The sequence below is a fragment of the Streptodolium elevatio genome (assembly GCF_053592165.1).
Map to the genome: position 1 here is coordinate 1 of NZ_JBSFVE010000047.1, position 25,628 is coordinate 25,628.

21 protein-coding genes are annotated in these 25,628 nt (G+C 72.1%); 11 read left to right on the top strand and 10 right to left on the bottom strand.

Annotated features, from left to right (window positions below):
* Positions 1-165 precede the first annotated feature (165 nt).
* The gene (locus tag ACWD12_RS39950) at positions 166-819 is read right to left on the bottom strand and encodes an HAD family hydrolase (protein WP_450103774.1); all 654 of its coding nucleotides are present in this window, start codon (positions 817-819) and stop codon (positions 166-168) included.
* Between the two features lie 42 nt (positions 820-861).
* Positions 862-1,353: a DUF6912 family protein gene (locus tag ACWD12_RS39955; RefSeq protein ID WP_450103775.1), complete on the bottom strand. Its 492-nt coding sequence runs from the start codon at positions 1,351-1,353 to the stop codon at positions 862-864.
* A 336-nt stretch (positions 1,354-1,689) separates the two neighbouring features.
* On the opposite strand from ACWD12_RS39955, the gene ACWD12_RS39960 reads away from it, so the two are divergent.
* On the top strand, positions 1,690-2,472 hold the full coding sequence (locus tag ACWD12_RS39960; RefSeq protein ID WP_450103776.1) for an Rv3235 family protein: 783 nt from the start codon (positions 1,690-1,692) through the stop codon (positions 2,470-2,472).
* 413 nt (positions 2,473-2,885) lie between these two features.
* Here the strand turns inward: ACWD12_RS39960 and secA are convergent, their stop codons facing one another.
* Positions 2,886-5,651 (bottom strand): preprotein translocase subunit SecA, encoded by a 2,766-nt coding sequence (secA, locus tag ACWD12_RS39965; protein WP_358364695.1) that lies wholly within the window; start codon positions 5,649-5,651, stop codon positions 2,886-2,888.
* Positions 5,652-5,790: 139 nt separating this feature from the next.
* Between secA and ACWD12_RS39970 the strand changes: the two genes are divergently transcribed.
* Entirely contained in the window at positions 5,791-6,354 is a 564-nt protein-coding gene (locus ACWD12_RS39970; RefSeq protein ID WP_450103777.1) for a GNAT family N-acetyltransferase, read from the top strand.
* A 104-nt stretch (positions 6,355-6,458) separates the two neighbouring features.
* Positions 6,459-7,727 carry a winged helix-turn-helix domain-containing protein gene (locus ACWD12_RS39975; protein ID WP_450103778.1) on the top strand — a complete coding sequence of 423 codons (1,269 nt, stop codon included), beginning with the start codon at positions 6,459-6,461 and terminating at the stop codon, positions 7,725-7,727.
* Positions 7,728-7,764: 37 nt separating this feature from the next.
* Here the strand turns inward: ACWD12_RS39975 and ACWD12_RS39980 are convergent, their stop codons facing one another.
* The 7 genes from ACWD12_RS39980 to mtnA form a co-directional block, all read right to left on the bottom strand.
* Entirely contained in the window at positions 7,765-8,556 is a 792-nt protein-coding gene (locus ACWD12_RS39980) for a response regulator (protein ID WP_435839228.1), read from the bottom strand.
* A gap of 173 nt (positions 8,557-8,729) precedes the next feature.
* Positions 8,730-9,410, bottom strand: coding sequence for a ribosome hibernation-promoting factor, HPF/YfiA family (gene hpf, locus ACWD12_RS39985; protein WP_450103779.1), 681 nt, complete (start codon positions 9,408-9,410; stop codon positions 8,730-8,732).
* The gene (locus tag ACWD12_RS39990) at positions 9,292-10,524 is read right to left on the bottom strand and encodes a ComF family protein (RefSeq protein WP_450103780.1); all 1,233 of its coding nucleotides are present in this window, start codon (positions 10,522-10,524) and stop codon (positions 9,292-9,294) included. Before ACWD12_RS39990 ends, hpf begins: the two co-directional genes overlap by 119 nt.
* A 36-nt stretch (positions 10,525-10,560) precedes the next feature.
* Entirely contained in the window at positions 10,561-12,444 is a 1,884-nt protein-coding gene (locus tag ACWD12_RS39995; RefSeq protein ID WP_450103781.1) for an LpqB family beta-propeller domain-containing protein, read from the bottom strand.
* Positions 12,441-14,387: an MtrAB system histidine kinase MtrB gene (gene mtrB, locus ACWD12_RS40000; protein ID WP_450103788.1), complete on the bottom strand. Its 1,947-nt coding sequence runs from the start codon at positions 14,385-14,387 to the stop codon at positions 12,441-12,443. Before mtrB ends, ACWD12_RS39995 begins: the two co-directional genes overlap by 4 nt.
* 181 nt (positions 14,388-14,568) lie before the next feature.
* Positions 14,569-15,255, bottom strand: coding sequence for an MtrAB system response regulator MtrA (gene mtrA / locus ACWD12_RS40005; RefSeq protein WP_358363607.1), 687 nt, complete (start codon positions 15,253-15,255; stop codon positions 14,569-14,571).
* The gene (mtnA, locus tag ACWD12_RS40010) at positions 15,252-16,346 is read right to left on the bottom strand and encodes an S-methyl-5-thioribose-1-phosphate isomerase (RefSeq protein ID WP_450103782.1); all 1,095 of its coding nucleotides are present in this window, start codon (positions 16,344-16,346) and stop codon (positions 15,252-15,254) included. Before mtnA ends, mtrA begins: the two co-directional genes overlap by 4 nt.
* Before the next feature lie 405 nt (positions 16,347-16,751).
* On the opposite strand from mtnA, the gene ACWD12_RS40015 reads away from it, so the two are divergent.
* The 8 genes from ACWD12_RS40015 to ACWD12_RS40050 all read left to right on the top strand — a co-directional run bounded on the left by ACWD12_RS40015 (position 16,752) and on the right by ACWD12_RS40050 (position 25,497).
* Positions 16,752-18,284: a hypothetical protein gene (locus ACWD12_RS40015; RefSeq protein WP_450103783.1), complete on the top strand. Its 1,533-nt coding sequence runs from the start codon at positions 16,752-16,754 to the stop codon at positions 18,282-18,284.
* Positions 18,281-18,970, top strand: coding sequence for a DUF4129 domain-containing protein (locus tag ACWD12_RS40020; protein ID WP_450103784.1), 690 nt, complete (start codon positions 18,281-18,283; stop codon positions 18,968-18,970). Before ACWD12_RS40015 ends, ACWD12_RS40020 begins: the two co-directional genes overlap by 4 nt.
* 47 nt (positions 18,971-19,017) lie before the next feature.
* On the top strand, positions 19,018-20,280 hold the full coding sequence (locus tag ACWD12_RS40025; protein ID WP_450103785.1) for a DUF4350 domain-containing protein: 1,263 nt from the start codon (positions 19,018-19,020) through the stop codon (positions 20,278-20,280).
* Positions 20,281-20,342: 62 nt separating this feature from the next.
* On the top strand, positions 20,343-21,299 hold the full coding sequence (locus ACWD12_RS40030) for an AAA family ATPase (protein ID WP_358363622.1): 957 nt from the start codon (positions 20,343-20,345) through the stop codon (positions 21,297-21,299).
* Between the two features lie 88 nt (positions 21,300-21,387).
* Positions 21,388-22,686, top strand: coding sequence for a DUF58 domain-containing protein (locus ACWD12_RS40035; RefSeq protein WP_450103786.1), 1,299 nt, complete (start codon positions 21,388-21,390; stop codon positions 22,684-22,686).
* A gap of 380 nt (positions 22,687-23,066) precedes the next feature.
* On the top strand, positions 23,067-23,759 hold the full coding sequence (locus tag ACWD12_RS40040; protein ID WP_450103787.1) for a hypothetical protein: 693 nt from the start codon (positions 23,067-23,069) through the stop codon (positions 23,757-23,759).
* A gap of 164 nt (positions 23,760-23,923) precedes the next feature.
* Positions 23,924-24,331, top strand: a complete 408-nt coding sequence (locus tag ACWD12_RS40045) for a YciI family protein (RefSeq protein ID WP_450103789.1) — start codon at positions 23,924-23,926, stop codon at positions 24,329-24,331.
* Between the two features lie 17 nt (positions 24,332-24,348).
* Positions 24,349-25,497 carry an RNA polymerase sigma factor gene (locus ACWD12_RS40050; RefSeq protein ID WP_450103790.1) on the top strand — a complete coding sequence of 383 codons (1,149 nt, stop codon included), beginning with the start codon at positions 24,349-24,351 and terminating at the stop codon, positions 25,495-25,497.
* Positions 25,498-25,628 lie beyond the last annotated feature (131 nt).

Sequence of the window (25,628 nt, forward strand, 5' to 3'; positions counted from 1 at the left end):
GTCAACTCCACCCGCTCAGCCGCCTGACGCCTCAACTCCCCCTCCAGACGCACCCGCTCCGGGCTACCAGGGGCATACGAACGAACCGGCTCATTGACCGGAGAAGGAACCTGAGTCACTGCATCCATGCGAAACGGGGTGCCCCGTTTCAGATGGTTTGACGCATTACTGCGCCGCGAGCGCGACGGCTTCTTCGAGCGTGTCCACGACGGGTACGCCGGCCGGCTCCAGGCTGGCCCGGGCATGCGAGCCGCCGGTGTAGAGCACGGCCGAGGCGCCGACCTCGCGCGCGGCGTGGGCGTCGTCCGCGGCGTCGCCGATCACCACCACGGTCGTGGGGTCGATCGCGAGCGCTTCCAGGTGTCGGGCGAGGTGCTCGGCCTTTCCGCCGCCGGGTGGGCCGATGCGGCCGTCGACCCGCAGGAAGTGCCCGTCGATGCCGAACCTGCTGACGAACGGCATGAGGTCCTCGTGCGCGGTCAGCGACAGCAGCGACTGGGTGCGCCCGGCGTTGCGCCAGCCGTCGAGGAGCACGTCCACGCCGGGGGTGAGCGTGCATGAGGTGACGTGCAGGGCGTACGACTTCTGGAAGGTCGCGTCCAGCAGTGCCCACTCGTCGGGCGCGGGGATGCGGCCGGTGAGCTTCTCGTAGAACTTCGGGACCGGGACGCAGTAGAGGTCGCGGTAGCGCTCCAGCGTGATCGACGGCAGGCCGTACGCGGCGAAGGAGTCGTTGGTCGCAGCGATGACCGCGTCGATGTCGTGGAACAGCGTGCTGTTCCAGTCCCACACAATGTGGCGCGTCGGCAACGTACTCATCGGGGCATTGTGCACCGTTCGTCCGGCGGAAGCAGCGCCGGCTCAGCCGATGAGATCACCCAGCTCCTGCGTCGCGTACCACATCAGCTCGTGCTCCTCGGCGGCCTCGACCAGCGCCTCGGCCGCCGCGTCGCCGTCCTGCGCGGCCGCGGCGGCGGTGCTCGCGGCCCGCACGGCGGGTTCGGCGTCCTCGGCGTCCATGTGGATCGCGGCGACGCGCTTGAGGGGGATCGTGCCGTCCACGAGCACCGCGCCCGGGCCGAGGCCGGGGGCGGCGGAGACGATCGTGTCCGGCACCTCGGCGGCCAGCACCACACGCCTCGGACGGCCGTCGCCCTCCTGGGCGAGGAGCGCGAGCGACATGCGCCCGGCGAGGACGGTGGCGGCGTACTCCAGTTCCTCGGCGTCCTCGGTGCCGCACCAGTCGCGCAGCTCGGCGGTCACCGCGTAGGCGCTGACGGGGGCGGGCGCCACGGCGGCGTCCCGCCGCACCGCGGCAAGGGCGGTCGGCGTCGAGGGGACGTACACGCGCATCGGGGCTCCAGGGCGTGGCGATTGACGGGGACGGCGCCCGTACGTATGAATCCGCACGGTCCGCAGCACTGCATCGTACGAGTCCGCTCGGCACCGGGTGATCCGGTTCCCTCCCCCTCTTGCACCGAATCACCCGGTTTCATCCCGGCGCACGCCCGCGCCCGGCCCCGGCCACGCACGAGCGCCCTGCGGCAACCGCCTGTTTGACGGGTGGCCCGCGCGCCGGATAGCAAATGGCCGGAAAGCGGCGCTGCGGGGGACAGCGCTCAGGCCCGCACCGGCCAACCGCCGTCCTCCCCCAATGCACCACGGCACACGCTTCACGGGGAGGACCGCATGGTCCAGTACAGCAACACCGTCCAGGGTTCCGGGCACGAGACCGCCGCACCGGCCCGACACCGGGTCCCGCCGCCGATTCCGGGGGCCATGCCGCACGCGGAGGCGGTTCCGGACGCGGTTCCGGGGATCGTGGCGGCGGCCACTGCGGAGGTGTTCCCGGCGCGGTCGGCCGCCCGAGCCGACCGGCCGCCGCTCACCGACCCGGCCGAAGGGCCGAGACTCGAACTGGTACGTGCGCCCGCCGGCGGCCCGCCCGACCCCCTGGCCCCCGGCGAACCGCTGCCCCGGCTGCGGATTCTGCGGGCACCGCTCTGCGAGCCGGAGTACGACCCGCCGGGTGCCGTCGTGATCCCCTTCCCGGTCCGGCCGCCGGTCGCCGCACGGCCGCAACTGCGCCTCGTCGGCGCCGACGAGGGCCCGCTGCCCACCGAGCCGGATCCCGAGCAAGTCCGGTACCAGGTACGGCGCTTCGCGATCTTCCTGACCGAGACACTGGCCGGACGCCGCCCGCTGCGGCAGTTGAGCGCGCACACCACACCACGGGTCCGGACGGTGGTGGAGGAGTTGCAGCGGCACCTGGACACGCGCCGGACGGGCGCGCTCAGCCTCGTGGCCTCCAACGCGACGGCCCCGGCGGAGGACACCGCCGAGGGCTTCCTGCGGCTGCGGCTCGGCCCCGAACGCTTCCAGGCCGTCGCCGTACGCCTGGACCGCCGCCCCCACCCGACGCGCCCCGACCACCCTCCGACCTGGATCTGCACCGCCCTCCACTACCGGTGACCGCCCACGGCACGGCTCCGCGCCACCAGTCGCACGGCAGAGCCGCAGGGCCGGGCCCAAAGCCCGTCTGGGCGCCTCGCGGCCGGCCCTGGCTCCGTCAACCTCTCGCGACGGGTCAGGCGCCGTTGTGGCGCCGCCCGGGGCCTGCCAGGGGCACGTCCGGGGGCATGCTCCGGGCCGTGGGGGGGGGGGGGGGGGCCCCCCCCCCCCCCCCCCCCCCGGGGGGGGGGGGGGGGGGGGGGGGGGGGGGCGCCCCCCCCCCCCCCGGGGGGGGGGGCGGCCGCCGGGGGCCGCCCGGGCGCCGGGGGGGGGCCCGGCCGGGGGCGGGGGGGGCCCCCCCCCCCCCCCCCGGCCGGAAATGGCCGCGGGGGCTGTCGTACCGGATCCGGTACGACAGCCCCCGCGGTTTCGGCTCAGCGCTTCTTCTTGCGGGACGCCCGCTGCGCGCGGCGGCGCTCCGCGCGAGTGCCGCCCTGCTCCGGGATGGCGTCCTCGCCGAGGTCCTCCTCGGTGGTGATCACGCCGCCCTCGCCGTCGACCGTCGGCGCGCTGTAGGACAGGTGCGTCGGCCGCTGCGGGGTCTCCAGGCCCTTGGCCTGGATCTGCGGCAGCGCCTGCGCCTTGTCCGTGGAGATGGTCGGCGCCTCGGGGACCTGCTCGATCTGCACCTCGACGTTGAAGAGGTAGCCGACCGACTCCTCCTTGATGCCCTCCATCATGGCGTTGAACATGTCGAAGCCCTCGCGCTGGTACTCGACCAGCGGGTCGCGCTGCGCCATCGCCCGGAGGCCGATGCCCTCCTGGAGGTAGTCCATCTCGTACAGGTGCTCACGCCAGCGGCGGTCGAGCACCGACAGGACGACGCGGCGCTCCAGCTCCCGCATGACCTCCGCGCCGAGCTTCTCCTCGCGCTCCTCGTAGCTCGCCTGCGCGTCCGCCTGGAGCTGCTCGGTCAGGATGTCGACGTCGAGGCCGGAGCGGTCGCCCGCCTCCTCCTCGACCTCCTCGATCGTGATGCTGACCGGGTAGAGCTGCTTGAGGTTGGTCCACAGCTTCTCGAGGTCCCACTCCTCGGCGAAGCCCTCGGTGGCGCCCACGACGTACGCCGCGATGGTGTCGTCGATGAAGTGCCGCACCTGCTCGTGCAGGTCCGCCCCGTCGAGAACCTTGCGGCGCTCGCCGTAGATGACCTCGCGCTGCCGGTTGAGGACCTCGTCGTACTTGAGGACGTTCTTGCGGATCTCGAAGTTCTGCTGCTCGACCTGGCTCTGCGCCGACTTGATCGCGTTCGAGACCATCTTCGACTCGATCGGCACGTCCTCCGGAATGCCCGCGCGGTTCAGCACCGCCTCGACGATGTTGGCCTTGAACAGGCGCATCAGGTCGTCGCCGAGGGACAGGTAGAACCGGGACTCGCCGGGGTCGCCCTGACGGCCGGAACGGCCGCGGAGCTGGTTGTCGATGCGGCGCGACTCGTGGCGCTCGGTGCCCAGCACGTACAGGCCGCCGAGGTCGGTGACCTCCTCGTGCTCGGCCTTGACCGCCTTCTTGGCCTTCTCCAGCGCATCCGGCCACGCCTGCTCGTACTCTTCCGGCGTCTCGGCCGGGTTGAGCCCGCGCTGCGCGAGCTCGGCGGACGCGAGGTGGTCGGGGTTGCCGCCGAGCATGATGTCGGTGCCGCGGCCGGCCATGTTGGTGGCGACCGTGACCGCGCCCTTGCGGCCGGCCTGCGCGACGATCTGCGCCTCCCGCTCGTGGTGCTTCGCGTTCAGCACCTCGTGCGGGACGCCGCGCTTGCGCAGCTGGTTCGACAGGTACTCGGACTTCTCGACGCTGGTGGTGCCGACCAGGACCGGCTGGCCCTTCTCGTGCTTCTCGACGATGTCGTCGACGACCGCGGAGAACTTGGCCTCCTCGGTCTTGTACACCAGGTCGGCCTGGTCGAGGCGCTGCACGTTGCGGTGCGTCGGGATGGGCACGACGCCGAGCTTGTAGATCTGGTGGAACTCGGCCGCCTCGGTCATGGCCGTACCGGTCATGCCGCCGAGCTTGTCGTACAGGCGGAAGAAGTTCTGGAGGGTGATGGTGGCGAGCGTCTGGTTCTCGTCCTTGATCTCCACCCCTTCCTTCGCCTCGATCGCCTGGTGCATGCCCTCGTTGTAGCGGCGGCCCGCGAGGATGCGGCCGGTGTGCTCGTCGACGATCAGGACCTCGCCGTCGACGACGACGTACTCCTTGTCGCGCTTGTAGAGCTCCTTGGCCTTGATCGCGTTGTTGAGGTAGCCGACGAGGGGCGTGTTGACCGCCTCGTACAGGTTGTCGATGCCGAGGTAGTCCTCGACGCGGGCGACACCGGCCTCCAGGATGCCGACGGTGCGCTTCTTCTCGTCGACCTCGTAGTCGCCGACCGGGGTCTCGAGCGGGTCCTTGGTCGGCTCGGCGCGCTTGAGGCGCGTGACCAGCTTGGCGAAGTCGGCGTACCACTTGGTCGCCTGGTCGGCCGGGCCGGAGATGATCAGCGGGGTACGCGCCTCGTCGATGAGGATCGAGTCGACCTCGTCGACCACCGCGAAGAAGTGGCCGCGCTGGACCAGTTCCTCCTGGCTCCAGGCCATGTTGTCGCGCAGGTAGTCGAAGCCGAACTCGTTGTTCGTGCCGTACGTGATGTCGCAGTTGTACGCCTTGCGCCGCTCGTGCGGCGGCATGTTCGCCAGGATGCAGCCGACCGTCAGCCCCAGGAACCGGTGCACGCGGCCCATCCACTCCGAGTCGCGCTCGGCGAGGTAGTCGTTGACCGTGACGACGTGCACGCCCTTGCCGGCGATCGCGTTGAGGTACGCCGGGAGCGTCGACACCAGCGTCTTGCCCTCACCGGTACGCATCTCGGCGATGTTGCCCAGGTGCAGCGCGGCGCCGCCCATCAGCTGCACCTTGTAGTGGCGCTGGCCGAGCGTGCGGCGCGCGGCCTCGCGGACCGTCGCGAAGGCCTCGGGGAGGAGGTCGTCGAGGGTCTCGCCGTCCTCGTACCGCTCCTTGTACTCGTCGGTCAGCGCGCGCAGCTCGGCGTCCGAGAGGTTGGTGAAGTCCTCTTCGATCGACTCGACCTGATCCGCGATGCGGTTGAGCTTGCGCAGGATCTTGCCTTCGCCGGCGCGCAGGACCTTGTCGAAGATGGACACGCTGTGAGAGCTCCTTGCCGAGCGGCGCCCGTCCCGCTGACTGCGAAACGGCACGGCGGGGCCCGTCCCACCGATGGGGCCATGGTATGCGAGGACGCAAGCATCCGACACGCTCTCACCCGGGGGCACAATGTCCGGCATGGAACGTGTCGAGATCGCCGCCGGCAAGTACCAGCTGCGTCCGTGGAACCTGGGGGACGTCGAGCCTGCCCGGGTGGCCCTGAACGATCCGGACATCCAGCGCTGGCGCCTGCCGCGCCGACCGGACGACGACTCCGGATGGCGCGACCCGAACGAGTGGCTCAAGAAACGTGTCGGCTTCTGGGACGAGGGACAGCACGCCTGCTTCATAGTCATGGACGCCGTGACCGGGGACCCTCTCGGTGACGTGAGCGTCCAGCACATCGACCTGACCCTGCATTCCGCCGAGATCGGCTACTGGTTGATGCCGCACGCGCGCGGGCGCGGGGTGGCCACGCACGCGGTCAACACCGCGACGCGCTGGGCGTTCGGTGCGCTCGGGATCCACCGCATGACGCTCGGCCACGCGGTCGGCAACCCGGCGTCGTGCGCGGTCGCGCAACGCACCGGATATGCACTCGAAGGCGTGATGCGCGGCGCCTTCCCGCTGCCGGACGGGGGCTTCCACGACGAGCACCTGCACTCGCGGCTCGCCACCGATCCGCCCGTGCCGGTCGCGTGATCCACCACCCGTGATGCACCGCGTGATCCACCACCCGTGACGCACCGCCCGCAACCGACGCGATTCCCCCCACCGATGCGAACACTCGTTCTAGGGTGCTGTCCATGAGTACGCCCGCCCGCTCCGCTGCCGACTCGACCGCCGACTCCCCCGCGCCCGCCGTCACTCCGGCCGTCACGCTCAGCGCCGACGAGGCCCGCCGCATCGTGCTGCGCGCGCAGGGCTTCCTCGGCGTACTCGGCGCACCCGAGCGGCGGCTCGGCGTCGGCGGCGTGCTGCGCCGCCTGGGCGCGGTGCAGCTGGACACGATCTCGACGCTCGCCCGGTCGCACGAGCTGGTGGCGTACGCCCGCCTCGGCGCCGTCGGTCGGACCGCGGTCGAGGACGCGTACTGGGCCGGCGACACGGCCTTCGAGTACTGGTCGCACGCGGCGTGTGTGCTGCCGCTGTCGTCGTGGCCCGACTTCGCGTTCCGGCGGCGGCACTTCCGCGGCCGCGGGCACCTGTGGGGGCATCACGTGTCGGACGAGGCGTACAAGTCGGTGCTGGACCGGCTGCGCGCCGAGGGGCCGATGACCGCCACCGAACTCGGCGGGGCCAAGAACAAGGGCGAGTGGTGGGACTGGAGCGACACCAAGATCGCCGTCGAGCGGGCGCTCGCGTTCGGCGACGTGGTGTGCGTGCGGCGGCAGAGCTGGAAGCGTGTGTACGACCTCGCCGAACGGGCCGTGCCCGCCTCGCTCGGCGACCTCGACCGGTCCGACGCGGAGTGCCTGCGCAACCTCGTCACGCTCGCGGCACGCCAACTCGGCGTCGCCACCTCCGCGGACCTGATGGACCAGTACCGGCTCACCCGCGAGCAGGTGCGGGCCGCGCTGCCGGAGACGCCGCTCGTACCGGTCGCGGTCGAAGGCTGGGACACCGGCAACGGCCGTACGCGCACCGCGGGAGAGGCCGGCATGGCGTGGGTCCACCCCGAGGCGCTCGCGACCGCGCCGAAGGGCCGCCACCGCACCACGCTGCTCTCGCCGTTCGACTCGCTGGTGTGGGACCGGCCGCGTACCGCAAGGGTGTTCGGGTTCAACCACCGGCTTGAGGCGTACGTCCCGAAGGCCAAGCGCGAACACGGCTACTTCGTCATGCCGCTGCTCGCCGGCGGCCGCCTGATCGGACGCGTCGACCCGGCCCGCGAGGGCCGTACCCTCGTGGCCCGCCAACTGTCGTTCGAGGCGGGCCGGGTGGCGGAGAAGTCCCTCGACGCGATGGCCACCGCGCTGCGCGAGGCCGCCTCGTGGGTCGGCTGCGACACGGTGCGTCTGGAGCGCGTCACCCCCGAATCGGCGCGCGCCCCCTTGGCGGCCCTGCTCGCCTGACGGCCGGCGGTGGTCCGGCCGTGCACGGCGCCGCGCGTCAGTGGATCTCGAGGATCTTCTCGCGCACCGCGTACACCACCGCCTCCATCCGGGAGTGCAGCTGCAGCTTCTCCAGGATGTTGCGCACGTGGTTCTTCACGGTGTTCTCGCTGATGAACAGGATCTTCGCGATGTCCCGGTTGTTCTTGCCGGTCGCGACGAGGCGCAGCACCTCGATCTCGCGGTCGGTCAGGCGCGGCGCGGGGACGAGGCGCCGCTCGTCGTCGCGCTGGATCATCGATTTGAACTCGGTGAGGAGCTTGGCCGCCATGGACGGACTGATCTGGGACTGCCCGTCGGCGACCGCGCGGATGGCGGTGGCCACCTCGTCGGTGGATATCTCCTTGAGGAGATAACCCGTCGCGCCGGCCTTGATGGCTTCGTAGAGGTCCGCCTCGTCGTCGCTCATCGTCAGCATGATGATGCGCGCGCTCGGGGCGACCTCCTTGATCGCGGTGCAGGCCTCGATGCCGCCGCGCCGCGGCATGCGGACGTCCAGCAGCACGATGTCGGGCAACAGGTCCTGGGCCACCTCGACGGCCTCGGCGCCGTCGCCCGCCTCGCCGACCACCTCGATGTCCGGCTCGGCGGCGAGGACGATCTCCAGGCCGCGGCGGAACAGTGCGTGGTCGTCGACCACCAGGACCCGGATGGGCTCCTCGGTCGGGCCCTGCGGGCCGGGCTGAGCAGGGACGTGGCGTGCTCCCACCGTGTCCTCCCCGTCGGTAGGCCCAATGCCGGCGAGACCGCGCTCACGACTCATGGGCACGCTCCGTGTCCGAACCAGCATCCCACGTCATCGCCACGTTGGCCTGCCCCCTCGCCTCGTTTGCCCGCATCCGGTACGTAAACACGTGCGAAAAGATCGGCCGGAAGCCCGGCCGGCGGTGCAACGCGCGGCCCGCCGCCTCGAACCTGGTCGAGGCGGCGGGCCGCGCACGGGGGCGTCACCCGCTCATGGGGTCACGCTTCGTCCGTCTCCATGGCCGTGTCCGAGCCCTCGGGGCTCAGGTGGATGACGCCGTAGTTGTAGCCGCGGCGCCGGTAGACCACGCTCGGGAGAGCGGAGTCCTTGTCGATGAAGAGGAAGAAGTCGTGCCCGACGAGTTCCATCTCGTAGAGCGCCTGGTCCAGGGTCATCGGGTGACCCGTGTGGACCTTCTCCCGCACGACCAGCGGGCCGTCCCCGTCGACCTGGATCGAGCCTTCCATGCGCTTGGCCGGCACGCTTTCGAGCGCGTCGATCTCCTCGGCCGTGGCCACCTGGGCCCCGCCGAATCGCGCACTTCCGTTGAGCTCTGCGGTGGCCGCCCCCACGGACATGGGGGCGTGATGCCCCCGGTGGACGCGACGCCGGTCGGCTGCTTTACGCAACTGTGCCTCCAGCTTTGACATCGCGAGGTCGAGCGCGGCGTACGGATCCGTGGCGGCTGCCTCGGCCCGGACCACCGGCCCCTTGCTCCGCAGCGTGATCTCCACGCGGTCCGAACGGTCCGCGAGCCTCGGGTTGCGTTCCTTGGAAACCTCAAGGTCGACGCTGATCACCCGGTCGTCGAGTTTGCGGATCTTGCCCAGCTTCTCGACGCTGTGCTTGCGGAACCGTTCGGGCACCTCTGTCTTGCGGCCCTTGACGACAATGTCCACGCAGAACTCCATCCATTGCGCCATGCCGGTGGGGCTGTCCGCCCGTCCGGCCGAGCTGGTCGTCCACCTCGTACGCGACCGCCGACGGGGATGGGGTCCGGTCATCCGTCCCCCGCCCCGAGCGTCGGGGGGTCGCGGCCACCACGGCCGCTCCGCACACCCTTCCGTCCGCCGCGGCGACCGCACGGGCCGCCTCCGCCAGACTCGCTCCGGTGGTCACGAGATCGTCGACGATCACCACACTAATGCCCCCAAATAGGGGTGCCAACCTGCGGGAAACACCTAGTGCTCCGGTGACGTTCGCCACCCGTTCGGATGCCGGCAGTTCCGATTGATCACGAACCGTACGGATTTGCCGCAGAACGGGCAGAACCCGCACACCGACACCTTGTTTGCGCAGGTCAGCGGCGGCGCGGAGGGCGAGGTTCCGGGTGGTGTCCCGGCCTCGCGCGCGCACCGCGCGGCGGGCCGACGGCACGGGAACCAGCACCGGCGGACAGCCGGGATTTCCGCGTGTCGCCGCAAGAACCGCCGCCGCGAGGGCCGCACCGAGCGGCCGGGAGGCCGCGTGGGCGCCGTACTCCTTGTGGGCGATCAGGATCGCCCGCACCGGATCTTCGTACGGCGCCGCCGCGAACACCGCCGGCAGCCCGGCGGGCGCCGGGTCGGGGCGGACCTCCCGCGGCGGTCGCCGCAGGTGTGCCCGGCAGGCGGGGCAGACGGTGGTCCCGGGACCGCCGCAGCCCGCACAGCGGGCGGGCAGCACGAGGTCGAGCCACGTCGTGGCGAGTCGGCGCAGCGGACGGGGCCGCGGTCGCCGCTCGGAGTGGATCCCGGAGCGGTCGCCCGGGGAGATCTCGTGCCGCATGGCTCCACGGTGCGGCACACCACGCCGGTCGTCCGGCTTTTCCACGATTCGCCACTCCGACACAAGCCGATCGGGTATAGACGCCACCCCCTGTTCGACCCCTGCGCCTCCGGCCCGAACAGGCGGCGGGACGAGAGGCACCGAAGGACGGGAAAGGACGGGAGAGACACGAAGTGCGGGGCCGCTCGGAAAAGGCCCCTCAGGTGACTTGAGCCCGCCTTGGGGGGTCCGGGTCCTCCGCAGCATTGAAAGGCGTTGCCGTCAACGGCGCGAGCGATGGGCCTAGCCGGGGTAGACGGGTTTGGTGCCGTTGGTGCCGGTTACGGCCTTCCAGCCGTCGGGTTCGAGGCGGTAGATCCGTTCGTCGTTCACGCCTGCGAGCAGGGGTTGGTCGCGGCCGTTCGGGGCCGCCATGCTCTCGACGCCGGAGGGTGCGTTGTTCACCTGTGCGACGTTGCCGCCGTCGATGTCGACGAACTGCGGGTAGACCGAGGCCTCCGACGTCTTGCCCAGTACCAGCAACCGGGAAGCGCCCTGCCAGGACTGGGACTTGAGCTCCACGAGGTCCGGTACGACCAGGCGCAGGCCGTCGACCACGGGGCGCGGCTCCAGGCGGTTGGCGGGGTCGACGCCGCGGTTGACGCGGCCCATGACCAGGCGCCCCCTGGTGCCGTGTTCGACGAACATCGAGATGCGGGTCCCGTCCGGGGACATGCGGATGCTCGTGATGTTGCCGCCGTCCAGGCCCTCCACGGCGACCGGGATCTTGAAGTCCTTGCCGATGAAGTACAGGGTCCGGGGGCCCTTGTTCCCGACGGACTCCAGGACCCACAGGCCGCCGCGCCCGTCCCACGTCGGGTCCTCGAAGACGTGGCCCGGCTCCGCGGTGGCCCACAGCTCCGCCTGGGCGTCCGCGGTCATCCTGCCGACCCAGAGCTTGGTGTCGTTGAGTGCGGTCCCGGCGATCTGCTCCTCGTCGCGGTCCACGGCGATCTCGTTGAACTGAAGGGCGCCGCCGAACTGCCCGGGCACCGGCCGGGCGTCCTCGGACTGCACCAGGGAGACCGAGTTCCTGCCGGGCACCAGGAAGTAGCCCGTGGCGCCGGTGGCGGAGGTCGCGGCGGGGTCGAAGACCGCGGCGTCCCGCGGTGTCACCGGCTCGCAGGCCTGTCCGTCGACGGTCAGGCGTACGGACTCGACCTTGGCGACCTGGCCGAGCGTGTAGAGCAGTTGCGACGCCATCCGCTTGCACGCGACGGGGCCGACCGGCGCTCCGGTGCTCAGCGCGAGGTCGACGTAGCGGCGGTCGTCGATCGCGACCGTGTGGTCCAGCAGGCGGGTGTTCGGCGGGATGTCGGAGCGTACGACCGGCGCGATCCACTTGTTCGGACCCTGCAGCAGCTTCCGGACCAGGGTCGTGGCGAGCGCGTTGCGGGAGCGCAGGTAGACCGGGTCGGGTACGAGCAACTGGTCGCGGGAGGCGGCGCTCTCGCCGTCGTTGTCGACGAACCAGTACATGTTCACCGGCCTGTAGACGCGCTCGAAATCGGCGCGCGACAGTATGACGCCGTCCGGCAGGTCCTCGATGCGCCACTGGCCGTCCTGGTTCTTCACCACCTTCAGCTCGACCTTGTCCTCGGGCGCGGGAGCGGGGCGTGGTTCGTAGGCCAACTGGTCGTCGACGCTGCCGACCTGCTTGCTCTTCACGTCCACGATGGCGGAGGTGTCCTCGGCGGTGGGACCCGGCCCGATGTAGGCGCTCGGGGTCTTCTCCACGATCTTGATGCCGGCCTCGGGCTTCCATTTCTCCGCGGCCTGCGGGGTCAGGTACTTCTTCGCGGTCTGGTAGTCGGGCTCGTCGCTGGTCAGCGCCTCCAGGAAGCCGTCCACCAGGTCCACGGGATCCTCGCCCGGCTGCGGCGGGACGCCGAAGACGCGCACCTGCTGCTCGTCGGCCTCGGTGCCGGGCGCCTCGTCGTGCGTGACGTCCTTGACCCCGCCGCCGCTGGGCATCGACGCGCAGGACGCGAGCAGGCCGAGCGTGCAGGCGACGGCGGCGGCGCGCAGCACGCGTACGACGCGGTGTCCGCGGCGGCGCGGCCGGGGCGACGCCGCGCCGGCCGGGTTCTCGCGGCCGGACCGGGACGTGTGACGTGTGCGGTTCACCGGCCACCGCCTTCCTTGCTCTTGTACGTCTTGTACGCGGTCGGCCCGGACGATTCCGGCGCCGCACCGGCGCCGGGACGCGGGCCCGGACGCGACTCCGGTCCGGCCGGGTCGGCCGGCTCCCCGGGGCCGGAGCGGTCCCCGGGGCCGGGCGGGCGCGTGGCGCGGCGGTAGGGCGTACCGGCGAGGTTCAGCCCGCGGTTGGCCCGCGAGTCCGGCGGTTCCAGGGGCAGCGGCGAGCGTACGAGGTCGCCCCCGGCCACCCTGGGCAGTGTGAGCCGGAACTGCGATCCGCCGCCCGGCTCGCCCCACGCCTGGAGCCACCCGCCGTGCAGGTGCGCGTCCTCCAGCGCGATCGACAGGCCGAGCCCGGTGCCGCCCGTGGTGCGCGCCCGGGCGGGGTCCGCGCGCCAGAAGCGGTTGAAGACGAGCGACGACTCGCCCGGCTTGAGGCCCACGCCGTAGTCCCGGACGGTCACCGCGACGGCGTCGTTGGCGGCGGCCACGGTGACCACCACGTCGCGCCCCTCGCCGTGCTCGACGGCGTTGACGACGAGGTTGCGCAGCACGCGGTCGATGCGCCGCGGGTCGACCTCGGCGATGCACGAGACGCCGGGCTCGCTCACCACGATGCGTCCGCCGCGCCGTTCCGCGAGCGGCTCGGCGGCGTCGACGACGCGTCCGACGATGACCCGCATGTCGAACGACTCGGCGTCCAGGACGGCGGCGCCCGCGTCGAAGCGGCTGATCTCCAGCAGGTCGGACAGCAGTGCCTCGAACCGGTCCAACTGCGTCTGCAGCAGCTCGGCGGAGCGCGAGACGGCGGGGTCGAACCGGTCGCGCGCCTCGTGCAGCACGTCGGCGGCCATGCGCACGGTGGTCAGCGGCGTGCGCAGCTCGTGCGACACGTCCGAGACGAACCGCCGCTGCATGCGCGACAGTTCTTCGAGCTGGCGGATCTTGTTCTGCAGGTTCGAGGCCATCTTGTTGAACGACGAGCCCAGCCGCGCGAGATCGTCCTCGCCGTTGAGGCGCATGCGCTCCTCGAGGCGCCCGGCGGCCAGGCGCTCGGCAATCCGCGCGGCCATCCGCACCGGCGTCACCACCTGCCGGGTGACCAGCGCGGCGATCGCGACGAGCAGCAGCACCAGGAAGACGCCGGCGGTCGCGAGCGTGCCGCGGACCAGGCCGAGCGTCTTCTCCTCGGGCGTGAACGGGAAGAAGTAGTAGAGCTGGTACTTGCCGCTGAGCGGGTCGGTCAGTTCCTTGCCGACGACGACGCCGCGCGTACTGGACCGGCCGCCGCCCTCCTCCGACTCCCGCACGATCTTGGTGAACTGGTACGACGCCCCGGACACCTGGTGGATCCGCTGCCGCAGCTCGACCGAGACGCTCTGGTCGGCGAGCACGTTGCCGGACGAGCGCGGGCCGTAGCGCGCGTTGTCCGGCGGGCTGAGCACCGCCACGTCGTACTGGCCCTTGCCGCCGCTGGAGAGCTGGTCGACGAGCCTGGTCAGCCAGTCCTTGATGTCGAGGCCGCCCTTGGCGGGGTCGGTGCCGACCGGCGGGGTCGCCCGCGCGCCTTCGTTGCCGCGCTCGGACGCCTGCGTCTCGGCCACCTGGAAGCCGCCCTCCGCCTGGGCGGTGGCGCCGGCCACCTTGGCGTCGAGCAGACCGCCCTGGACCTGGCCGACCACCACGATGCCGAGGAGGACCATGACGGCCGCGGACAGGACGAGGGTGGTCGACACCACGCGGAACTGGATCGAGCGCCGCCAGACGGCCACCACGCGGCCTATGCCGCCCCTGGCACGCCGCAGTGCGAGAGTCCACAGCGACCAGCCCCGGCGTACCGGCGACAGGCCGCGGACGGCACCCGGCGGGTTGCCTGCGGCGCCTGGCGCGGGGGCGCCCGAGGCCGCACCCGCGGCGGCGCCGGGCACAGCGCCCGGGGCGGCGCCGGACGAAGCCTCCGGCGCGGTGCCGTCGTCCTCCGGTGTCCGGGCATGCTCGACGTCGCCCCCGCGCGCCGGTGTGCGCGCGGGTCTTCGGAAGGCGCCGAACCGGTCCGGGAACCGTCCCCCGGACCCCGGGCCCGGTTCGGGACGGCGGTCGTTCACCACGTCAGGCGGGGCCGGCCTTGTAGCCGACGCCGCGTACGGTCACCACGATCTCGGGTCGCTCGGGGTCGCGCTCGATCTTCGAACGCAACCGCTGCACGTGGACGTTGACCAGCCGGGTGTCGGCGGCGTGCCGGTACCCCCACACCTGCTCCAGCAGCACTTCACGGGTGAAGACCTGCCAGGGCTTGCGGGCGAGGGCGACCAGCAGGTCGAACTCGAGCGGGGTGAGCGCGATGTTGCGCCCGTCCCGCTTGACCGAGTGCCCGGCCACGTCGATGACCAGGTCACCGATGACCAACTGCTCCGGCGTGGGCTCCTCGGCACGGCGCAGCCGCGCGCGGACCCGCGCCACCAGTTCCTTGGGCTTGAACGGTTTGATCACATAGTCGTCCGCGCCGGACTCCAGGCCGACGACCACGTCGACCGTGTCGCTCTTCGCGGTGAGCATGACGATCGGCACGCCTGACTCGGCGCGGATCTGACGGCAGACATCGATTCCGTCCCGTCCTGGCAGCATCAGGTCGAGCAGCACCAGATCCGGCTTGACCTCCCGGAATACCTGCAAAGCTTTGTCGCCGTCCGCTACGAACGACGGCTCGAACCCTTCGCCGCGCAGCACGATGCCAAGCATCTCGGACAGCGCGGTGTCGTCGTCGACGATGAGGACACGTCCCTTCATAGACATCATCGTCGCATTACCGGATCGTGACCTGCACTCATCCGAGCAATCGCGATCGTACTTACGGGCGACAAAACGCCCGATTCCGTGACAATCGCGGTGATCAGCGCGGGCGGCGTCACATCGAAAGCCGGGTTGTACGCGGGACTCCCCGGAGGTGTGAGGGGCATTCCGGACAACTCCGTGACCTCACCGCCGTCACGCTGCTCGACGACGATCCCGTCCCCGTCCGGGGTGTCGAGGTCGACCGTGCTCATCGGCGCGACGACGACGAAGGGCACGCCGTGATGCCGGGCCAGGACCGCCAGGGGGTAAGTGCCCACCTTGTTGGCCGTCGCGCCGTCCGCCGCGATCCGGTCCGCGCCCACGACGACAAGGTCCACCTCCCCGGCCGCGAACAGCGAACCGGCCGCGTTGTCGGACAGGACGGCGTACGGCATGCCGGTCTGCGCGGCCTCGTACGCGGTCAGCCGCGCGCCCTGCAACAGCGGGCGGGTCTCGTCCACCCACAACTGCCCCAGGCGCCCCGCGCGATGCAGCTCCCGCACCACGGCCAGCGCCGTGCCCTCCCCGCCGGAGACCAGGGCGCCGGTGTTGCAGTGCGTCAGGACGCGCAGCGGGCGGTCAGCCACCAGGGCGACCGCGTACTCCGCCCCGTTGGCGGCCATCGCCGCACTCGCCTGCGCGTCCTCGGTGTGGATCACCCGGGCCTCGCGCAGGGCGGCGAGCGCGTCGCCGCCCGAGGCCTCCCACGCCGCAAAAGCGCGGCGGGCGCCCCAGCCGAGGTTGACCGCGGTCGGACGAGCCTGGGCGATGTCCTGGACCGCAGCCTTGACGTCGTCGCCGCGGGCGGCGGCGAGGGCGACCCCGTAGGCGCCGACGATGCCCAGCACGGGCGCGCCGCGTACGACGAGCCTGCGGACCGCGTCGACGAGGGTGGGGACGTCGCTGCACACCAGGCGCACTTCCTCCTGCGGAAGGCGGGTCTGGTCGAGGAGGACCACCGCGGGTCCGTGGCCGTAGGCGGTCGGGACATCGTCGAGCCAGTACGCGGGCCGCGGCGACCATTCGTCGGCGGCGTGTGCGGGGGCATTGTCCATGACATGAGTGTGCCCGTCCGGGACGCGCGCCGCGTCGTCGCGGTTGGGGCGGGTACGGCATATACCGACAACCCGCACCCCGCCTACCGGGAAAGCGGGAGTCGATCATCAAGTCCGGGCAAAAACATGCCACGATTGACCGCCACCCACCAGGAACGAGGAGCGACTTCGATGACGGACTCTCCGGGCAGGGCCACACCGGATTCACCGGGGCCCGACGACCCGCGTCGGTCCCCTCAGTCGCCCGCCCCCGCAACGGACGCGGACGGCGGCGAGCCCGACGGGCACGCGGCCGACGCACACCGACGGGACGACCGCGAAGCGCAGGGCCCCGCGGCGGACGACGGCGGCACCGCCCGGGAGGCTGTACCGCCTGCGCCGGCGCCTGGGTCCGCGCCTGAGTCCGTGCCTGGGTCCGCGTCCGGCACCGGCGAGGACGCGCCCCCGGCTACCGACAACGCCGCGGCTGCCGACAACGCACCGGCTGCGGGCGACGCACCGGCCGTCGGCAGCGCCGCAGCCGCGGGCGCCGCCGCGGACTCGGGTGGCACCTCCGACTCCGACTCCGACAGCCGCCCGGCTTCCGGCGGTCCGCGGGACTCGGACAGCGCGTCGGCGTCGGACACCTCGCGCACCCCGGAGACCCCGGACACCGGCAGCGCCCCCGACCTCGCCAAGCCCGCGCAGCCCGACGTTCCCCCCGGCTGGTCCGCGCAGCAGCCGCCACCCGTCACCGGCGGCTGGGGCGTCCCCGGCGGTGGAACGCCGCCGACCGCACCGCCGCCCCCGCAGGCTCCGGACACCCCGCAGGCTCCGGACACCCCGCAGGGCTGGTCCCCGCAGCAGCCCCCGCCGTCGAGCGGGTGGGGCGTACCGGGCGGCGGGCAGCAGCCCGTGCACGGCTGGGGTGCCCCGGGCGGAGCCGGCGGTCCCGGCGGTCCCGGGTGGGGTGCGCCGCAGGGGTGGCGCGGACCGTACCTCCCCGCCGCCAAGCCCGGCATCATCCCGCTGCGCCCGCTCGGCGTCGGCGAACTGCTGGACGGCGCGGTGGCCGCCATGCGCACGCACTGGAAGGTGATGATCGGGCTCTCGCTCGTCGTCGCCCTCATCACCCAGGCGATCGTCGTCCCCGCGCAGTGGGCGATGCTCCGCAACGTCGACACGTCCGTGCTGGACGAGTCCGACCCGGACACCGACGAACTCCTCGACGTCCTCGGCCCCGTACTGGGATCGAGCGCGGTCCTGATCGTGGTGATGCTGCTCGGACAGCTCATCATCACCGGCGTCCTGACACTCGTCGTCAGCCGCGCCGTCCTCGGCAAGGGCATGACGCTCGGTCAGGCGTGGTCCGGCACACGGCCGTTGCTGATGCGGCTGCTCGGCGTGTCGGTGATGACCTTCCTGATCCCCATCGGCCTGCTGCTCGCCTGCATGGTCCCCGGCCTGCTGCTGGCCCTCGTGTCGGGCGACGCGGGCGGCGCGCTGATCGTGATCGGCGGACTGGGCGGGGCGGGCCTCGCCATCTACGCCTACATCCTGCTCCAACTCTCCAGCCCCGCACTGATCCTGGAGAAGCAGACGGTACGCAAGGCGCTCGGCCGCTCCCGCAAGCTGGTGACCGGGAGTTGGTGGCGGGTCCTGGGCATCACGATGCTCATCTGGCTGCTCACCGCGATCATCGGCAGCATCGTGCAACTGCCGTTCACGTTCGCGGCCGGGTTCTCGTCGGTGTACGGCACCGCGGTCCCCACGTCGTTCACCGACATGCTGCTGCTGGGCGTCGGCACGGTCATCTCGTACGGCCTGACCTTCCCGTTCGGCGCGGCGGCCCTCGTCCTCCTCTACATCGACCAGCGCATGCGCCGTGAGGCCCTAGACCTCGAACTCGCCCGCGCGGCGGGCCTCGTGCCCGACGACGCCGCTCCGGCGGCCTCGTGATCGCAGGCCTCCTGCCGACTCTGGCGGCCGCGGCCACGCCCGAGCCGGTCGACATCCCGCGCGACCCGGCCCGGGGGGCCGCGCGCGACGAGTTGTCGAAACCGATGTACCACCAGGACGACCCGTCGCTGTTCACTCGGGCGTACAACTGGCTGCTGGACCGGTTCCAGGAACTGGTCGACCGCATGACGTCGGTCGCGCCCGGCGGCGGATTCGGCATCATCGTGGTGCTGCTCGTGGTGGTCGGCCTGATCATCGCCCTGCGCCTGCGACTTGGTCCGCTGCGCGCGGCACGCGGCCGGCGCGAGGCGCTGTTCACCTCCGAAGGCCCGCGTACCGCGGCCGAGTACCGGGCGCTCGCGGACGAAGCCGCGGCGCGCGGCACGTGGGACGACGCCGTGCAGAACCGACTCCGGGCCGTGGTCAGGGCGTTGGAGGAGCGCGCGATCCTCGACGAACGCCCGGGCCGCACCGCCGACGAGGCCGCCGACGAAGCGGGACGCCAACTCCCGGAGCTCGCCGCCGCGCTGCTGTCCGCCGCGCTGGTGTTCGACGACGTGCGCTACGGCGGGCGTCCCGGCACCGAGCAGATGGACCTCGCGCTGCGCGACCTCGACACCCGGTGCGCCGCCGCCCGACCCGCGCACGAGCCGGTTGCCGTCGGCCCCGACCGGACGCCGCGGTGAACGAAGCGGTGGACAGGGCTGGGGACGCAGCGGTGGGCGGAGCGGCGGTGGACGAGGCGGCGAAGGACGCGGACGACGCGGCGCGCCGGGCGGAGGGCCACGCGGCGACCCCCACGCCAGGCGTCGCCCGCAACTCGGCGACGCCGCCCACTACCTCGGTCAGTCCGGACGCCGCCGCCCTGTGGCGCGCCGCCCGCGGCCCGCTGCTGCTCGCGGCCCTCATCCTCTTCGTCGTCAGCGCGATCATCCTGATCACCGGCGGCCGCGACCGCGGCGAACTCGACCCGCGCGCCGTCGACCCCGCCGGCTCCCGCGCGCTCGCCGAAATCCTGCGCGACGAAGGCGTCGCCGTCAGCCTCGTCACCTCGCCGGAGGCACTCCGCGCGGCCGTCGAGAACGCCCCGGCGGACACCACCGTGCTGGTGCCGTTCCCGAACCGGCTCACCGCCGAGCAGATCGCGGCCGCCGCCGTGCTGCGGCCCGCGCGTACCGTGCTCGTCGAGCCGGACGACGGCAGCCTCGAAACGTTCGGCCTCGACGCCCACGACGACGGATCCGTCGACCGCGGCGCCCTCCAGCCGCGCTGCGACCTCCCGGAGGCCCTGCGCGCCGGCGACGCCGACGTCGGCGGCACCGGATACCAGACCAGCGTGCGCGGCGCCGTGCGCTGCTACCCGGCGAGCGGCTCGCCGACCCTGGTCCTGCTGCCGCACGGCGGCGGCGACGCGGTGCTCCTCGGCAGCGGAAAGGCCCTGCGGAACGACCGTCTCGACGAACGCGGCAACGCTTCCCTGACGATGCAACTCCTCGGTGCGCATCCGCAGTTGCTCTGGTACCTGCCGGAGGAATCCGCCGACGGCGACGAGGGGCTGCTCAGCCTGCTTCCCGCGGGGTGGCGGTTCGGCGCGATCCAACTCTCCGCCGCCGTCATCCTGTTCGCGCTGTACCGGGCCCGCCGCCTCGGCCCCGTGGTCACCGAGCCGTTGCCGGTCGTGGTGCGCGCCGCGGAGACCGCCGAGGGCCGGGCGCGCCTCTATCGGCGGGGACGGACCGTCGACCGGGCCGCGGACCAGCTGCGCGCGGCGGCCCGTACGCGCATCGCCGCCCGCCTGGGCACCGGTTCCGGCCCCGCCGCGACCGACCCCGCCGTCCTGGTCGACGCCGTCGCGGCCCGCACCCGGCGGGCACCCGCGGACATCTACCACCTGCTGTACGGTGCCGTCCCGGACGACGAGAACGGCCTCGTCGCCCTGGCCGACCAACTCGACCTGCTGGAAGACCACGTCAAGACAGGGGTACGTCAGCCGTGAACGGACCGGTCCATCCTTCCTCCGAGGCCGTCCAGGCGCGTACCGACGCGTCCGTGGGCACGATGAGCGCCGACCAGGCGCGCGCGGCCATGGAGGCCCTGCGCGGCGAGGTCGCCAAGGTCGTCGTCGGCCAGGACCCCGTGGTCTCCGGCCTCGTCATCGCCCTGCTGTGCCGGGGCCACGTGCTCCTCGAAGGCGTGCCCGGGGTCGCGAAGACGCTGCTCGTACGCACCCTCTCCCGCGCCCTGGACCTCAAGTCCACGCGCGTGCAGTTCACTCCGGACCTCATGCCCGGCGACGTCACCGGTTCGATGGTCTACGACGCCCGCACCGCCGAGTTCTCGTTCCGCGAAGGCCCGGTCTTCACCAACCTCATGCTCGCGGACGAGATCAACCGCACGCCGCCGAAGACCCAGGCGTCGCTCCTGGAGGCGATGGAGGAACGCCAGGTCTCGGTCGACGGCACGCCGCGCCCCCTCCCCGACCCGTTCCTCGTCGCGGCGACCCAGAATCCGGTCGAGTACGAGGGCACGTACCCGCTCCCCGAAGCCCAACTCGACCGCTTCCTGCTGAAGTTGACCGTGCCGCTGCCGCAACGCGACGAGGAGGTCGACGTGTTGCGCCGGCACGCCGCGGGCTTCGACCCGCGCGACCTCGACGCGGCCGGGGTGCGGCCGGTGGCAGGGCCGGCCGAACTCGCCGCCGGGCGGCGGGCGGTGGCCGGGCTGCGGGTGGACCCCGACGTGCTGGCGTACATCGTCGACATCGTGCGGGCCACGCGTACTTCGCCGTCCCTGCAACTGGGCGTCTCGCCGCGAGGCGCAACGGCGCTGCTGGGTACCGCGCGGGCCTGGGCGTGGTTGTCGGGGCGCGACTACACGACGCCGGACGACGTGAAGGCACTCGCCAAGCCGACGCTGCGGCACCGCGTACAACTGCGCCCGGAGGCGGAGATGGAGGGCGTCACCGCCGACGCCGTCGTGGACGCGGTCCTCGCCTCGGTACCCGTTCCGCGATGAGCGAGGCGCGCGTAAGCGGGGTGCGGATGAGCGAGACGCGGATGAGCCGGGTGCCGACGAACGATGCGCGGACGAAGCGGGCGCACCCATGACGCTCACCGGCAGGACCGCACTCCTCGCGGCATTGGGCGCGCTCGTCGTCGGGCTCCTGATGCCGTCGTGGACGGGCGTGTTCGTGGTCGAAGGGCTCCTCGCCCTCGGCGTGATCGCCGACCTCGCCCTCGCCGGCTCGGTACGCGCCCTCACCTTCGAGCGCGCCGGCGACACCACCGTGCGCCTCGGCGAACCCGCACGCGTGACCCTGACCGTACGCAACTCCTCCCGCGACCGACCGGTACGCGGACTCCTCCGCGACGCCTGGCCGCCCAGCGCCGGAGCCCACGAACAGCGCCACGCCCTCGACATCCCACCCGGCGAACGCCGCCGCGTGGCCACCGCCTTGGTCCCCACCCGACGCGGCGACCGGCGGGCGTACCGCGTGACCGTACGCGCCCTCGGCCCCCTCGGCCTCGCCGCCCGCCAGGGCTCGCACGAAGTCCCCTGGACCGTACGGGTGCTCCCGGCCTTCCCGAGCCGTCGCCTGCTCCCGTCCAAGCTGGAGCGCCTGCGCGAACTCGACGGCCGCTCCGCCGTCCTGACGCGCGGTCGGGGAACCGAGTTCGACTCACTGCGCGAGTACGTGCCCGGCGACGACGTCCGCTCGATCGACTGGCGCGCCACCGCGCGCAATCAGGGCGTCGTCGTCCGCACCTGGCGCCCCGAACGCGACCGCCACATCCTCATCGTCCTTGACACCGGCCGCACTTCGGCCGGACGCATCGGCGACGCACCCCGCCTGGACGCGGCCATGGACGCCGCCCTGCTCCTCACCGCGGTCGCCGCACGGGCGGGGGACCGCGTCGACCTCCTCGCCCACGACCGCCGCGTGCGCGCGGACGTGCGGGCAGCCTCGCGTACGACGGTACTCACGTCCTTCGTCCAGGCCATGGCCCCGCTCGAACCCGAACTCGTCGAGTCGGACTCGCCGCACCTGGTCGCCGAGATCATCCGCCGCACCAAGCGCCGCTCACTCGTCGTCCTGCTCACCGGCCTCGACGCCGAGGCCGTACGCGAAGGCCTGATGCCGGTCCTCCCCCAACTCACCGACCGCCACGAGGTCGTCGTGGCCGCGGTCGCCGACCCGGCCCTCACCGGGATGGCCGCCTCCCGAGGCACCGCCGAAGCGGTCTACAACGCCGCCGCCGCGGAACGCGAACTCGCCGAGCGCCGCGGCACCTCCGCCGACCTCCGCCGCCACGGCGTCACCATCGTGGACGCACCGCCGGGAGGCCTCGCGTCCCAACTCACCGACACCTACCTGTCCCTAAAACTCGCCGGCCGGCTCTGACCGAAAGCCTGCCCCAGGCAGCCGTACCTCGGCCCAGACACATTTGCCCCGGGCCCGAAGCCGGTGTCCATGGCGGTCGGCCAGTGCCGCCACCAGTTGCAAGCCCCGGCCGCCTTCTGCGGTCACGCTGCGGGCGACATCACGGTCCCTGTGCGGATTCGCCGCGCACGCGAGGCAAGGAAATGGAGCCAGGCACGACTCGCCCGCGAACTCGGCCTGGTCGAGGGCAGAGGTCCTGACGTACTCACTCGTCAGGACGTCTCACGCTGGGAACGGGGCGGCCTGACCGAGGACGTATCGCGCTGGCTGAGCGGGACCTTCAGTCAGGCGACGGGCCGCGAACTGTTCGCCGCGACCGCGCAAATGGTGCACCTGGCCGGGTGGATGGCAACGAAGGCAACCACGGGCTGGCGCAGAAGTACTACGCCCACTCGTACCGTCTCGCGAACGAAGCGGGCGACGCGGAGCTCTCCGCGACCGCACTACGCGGGATGGCCGTGCAAGCCATCGACCTCGGTCACCGCGCAGCAGCGGTCAGATTGTCGGAGCGGTGCGTCCACCACGCCCGCAACCTGGACAACCCACGTGCCATCGCCTACTACCAGACGACCTTGGCCACGGCCGCGGCATTGGACTCCGACCGCAGGACCGCCACCGCATCGCTCGCCGCCGCCCAGACCGCCGTCGAGCGCTCCCCCGCCCAAGCCGGGGAATCGTGGGCGGCCCACTACTCGCCCGGCAGGTGGGCGCACGAGGCAGGCACGATCCTCGCCAGGCTCGGCGACCTGGAGGCCGCCGAGGAACACCTCGGGCACGCGCTCGGCATCCACGGCCTGGACCGGCGCCGAAGCCGGGCAATCGTGCTGGCAGACCTCGGCGAGGTACGGCTCAAGCGCGGCGACGTCGCAGCGGCTCTCAGCACCTGGAACGAATTCGCCGACTGCGCCGACGGCATTCGCTCCGTCAAGGTCGCCGATGCCGCCCAGGAGATGCGGGCCCGGCTCGACCGCCTCCAAGGCATCGACGGTGTCGAGGCCCTCCAAAACCGCGTAACCGCCCTACGGACCATCTGAGCGCTCGGCGGATCAACAGAGTCAGCACCGAGATGGCGCAGGCGAGCAGTCAGGGAAGAGCCGCAGAGCATGATTCCCCGAGATGTCGAGAAGGGGTGGTCGGCTCCGTCCTTGCAGTGAACGCGACCACAATGGGGCGCAGCCGAACCGAGGAGATCACCGACATGGCCAAGTACCTGCTGCTCAAGCACTACCGCGGCGCCCCGGCCCCGGCCAACGACGCCCCGATGGACCAGTGGACACCGGAGGAGATCTCAGCCCACGTCCAGTACATGGACGACCTCGCCGCCCGGCTCGTGGAGACCGGCGAGTACGTCGAAAGCCAGGCGCTCGCCCCGGAAGGGACGTTCGTCCGGTTCGACGGTGAGGGCCGCCCTCCGGTCACCGACGGTCCGTTCGCCGAGACCAAGGACCTCATCGCCGGCTGGATGGTGATCGACGTCGACACCTACGAGCGCGCCCTCGAGGTGGCCGCCGAGCTGTCCGCCGCCCCCGGGGCGGGCGGAAAGCCCATCCACGAGTGGCTGGAGCTGCGCCCGTTCCTGGGCTGCCACCCCACGATCACGGAGTGACCCCACCGATGCCCACGTTGGACGAGGCCCTCCTGCGGAGCCTCACCCCGAGCGTGCTCGGTGTCCTCTGCCGCCGCGGAGCCGACTTCGCGGCGGCAGAGGACGCCGTACAGGACGCACTGGTCGAGGCGGTCCGCGTCTGGCCGACCGACACACCTCGGGACCCCAAGGCATGGCTCATCACCGTCGCCTGGCGCAAGTTCCTCGACGCCACCCGGTCGGACGCCTCCCGCCGCCGCCGTGAGGACCTGGCCGAGGACGAGCCGACCCCCGGGCCTGCGCCGGACGCGGATGACACGCTCCAGCTGTACTTCCTCTGCGCACACCCGTCGCTGACCCCGTCATCGGCCGTCGCACTCACCCTGCGTGCCGTCGGCGGGCTGACCACGCGCCAGATCGCCCAGGCCTACCTGGTCCCGGAAGCGACCATGGCGCAACGCATCAGCCGCGCCAAGCGCACGGTCTCCGGCGTACGTTTCGACCAACCGGGGGACGTCGCCACCGTTCTGCGCGTCCTCTACCTCGTCTTCAACGAGGGCTACTCGGGCGACGTCGACCTCGCCGCCGAGGCCATCCGGCTCACCCGGCAGCTCGCGGCCGCGATCGACCATCCGGAAGTCGCCGGGCTGCTCGCCCTCATGCTGCTGCACCACGCCCGCCGCGCCTCGCGAACAGCCCCAGACGGCACGCTGGTGCCGCTTGCCGAACAAGACCGCGGCCGCTGGGACACCCAGCTCATCGCGGAAGGCGTGGTGATCCTCCAGAGCGCACTCGCCCGCGACCGCCTGGGCGAGTTCCAGGCGCAGGCCGCCGTCGCCGCACTTCACGCCGACGCGCAGACCGCCGAGGAGACGGACTGGATGCAGATCGTCGAGTGGTACGACGAACTGGCCGCCCTGACCGACAGCCCCGTCGTACGCCTCAACCGCGCAGTGGCGGTAGGCGAAGCCGACGGGCCGCAGGCCGGACTCAAGGCACTTGCCGAATTGGACGACAACTCACTGCCCCGATACGCCGCCGTCGCCGCCTATCTGCACGAGCAGGCGGGCGATCTGGAGGTGGCGTCGGCGCTTTACGTCGAAGCGGCGCAAAAGGCGTCCAACCTCGCCGAGCGCGCCCACCTGACGCGCCAGGCCGCCCGAATCAACGCCGGCCGGCGCCTTTGACGCGTACGGAGGCGACGTACGAGCAAAAGAACCCACAAACGCAAGTAGGCCCCCTCCACAGGAGGGGGCCTACTCGTCTATCACGCTAATTCCGGCGGCGTCCTACTCTCCCACACCCCTTCGAGTGCAGT

Excerpts from the sequence above, each read along its gene's own strand:
- ACWD12_RS39950 (WP_450103774.1), bottom strand. The coding sequence starts at position 819 with ATGAGTACGTTGCCGACGCGCCACATTGTGTGGGACTGGAACAGCACG.
- ACWD12_RS39955 (WP_450103775.1), bottom strand. The coding sequence starts at position 1,353 with ATGCGCGTGTACGTCCCCTCGACGCCGACCGCCCTTGCCGCGGTGCGG.
- ACWD12_RS39960 (WP_450103776.1), top strand. The coding sequence starts at position 1,690 with ATGGTCCAGTACAGCAACACCGTCCAGGGTTCCGGGCACGAGACCGCC.
- ACWD12_RS39970 (WP_450103777.1), top strand. The coding sequence starts at position 5,791 with ATGGAACGTGTCGAGATCGCCGCCGGCAAGTACCAGCTGCGTCCGTGG.
- ACWD12_RS39975 (WP_450103778.1), top strand. The coding sequence starts at position 6,459 with ATGAGTACGCCCGCCCGCTCCGCTGCCGACTCGACCGCCGACTCCCCC.
- ACWD12_RS39980 (WP_435839228.1), bottom strand. The coding sequence starts at position 8,556 with ATGCTGGTTCGGACACGGAGCGTGCCCATGAGTCGTGAGCGCGGTCTC.
- ACWD12_RS39990 (WP_450103780.1), bottom strand. The coding sequence starts at position 10,524 with ATGCTGCGGAGGACCCGGACCCCCCAAGGCGGGCTCAAGTCACCTGAG.
- mtrA (WP_358363607.1), bottom strand. The coding sequence starts at position 15,255 with ATGATGTCTATGAAGGGACGTGTCCTCATCGTCGACGACGACACCGCG.
- mtnA (WP_450103782.1), bottom strand. The coding sequence starts at position 16,346 with ATGGACAATGCCCCCGCACACGCCGCCGACGAATGGTCGCCGCGGCCC.
- ACWD12_RS40030 (WP_358363622.1), top strand. The coding sequence starts at position 20,343 with ATGAGCGCCGACCAGGCGCGCGCGGCCATGGAGGCCCTGCGCGGCGAG.
- ACWD12_RS40035 (WP_450103786.1), top strand. The coding sequence starts at position 21,388 with ATGACGCTCACCGGCAGGACCGCACTCCTCGCGGCATTGGGCGCGCTC.
- ACWD12_RS40045 (WP_450103789.1), top strand. The coding sequence starts at position 23,924 with ATGGCCAAGTACCTGCTGCTCAAGCACTACCGCGGCGCCCCGGCCCCG.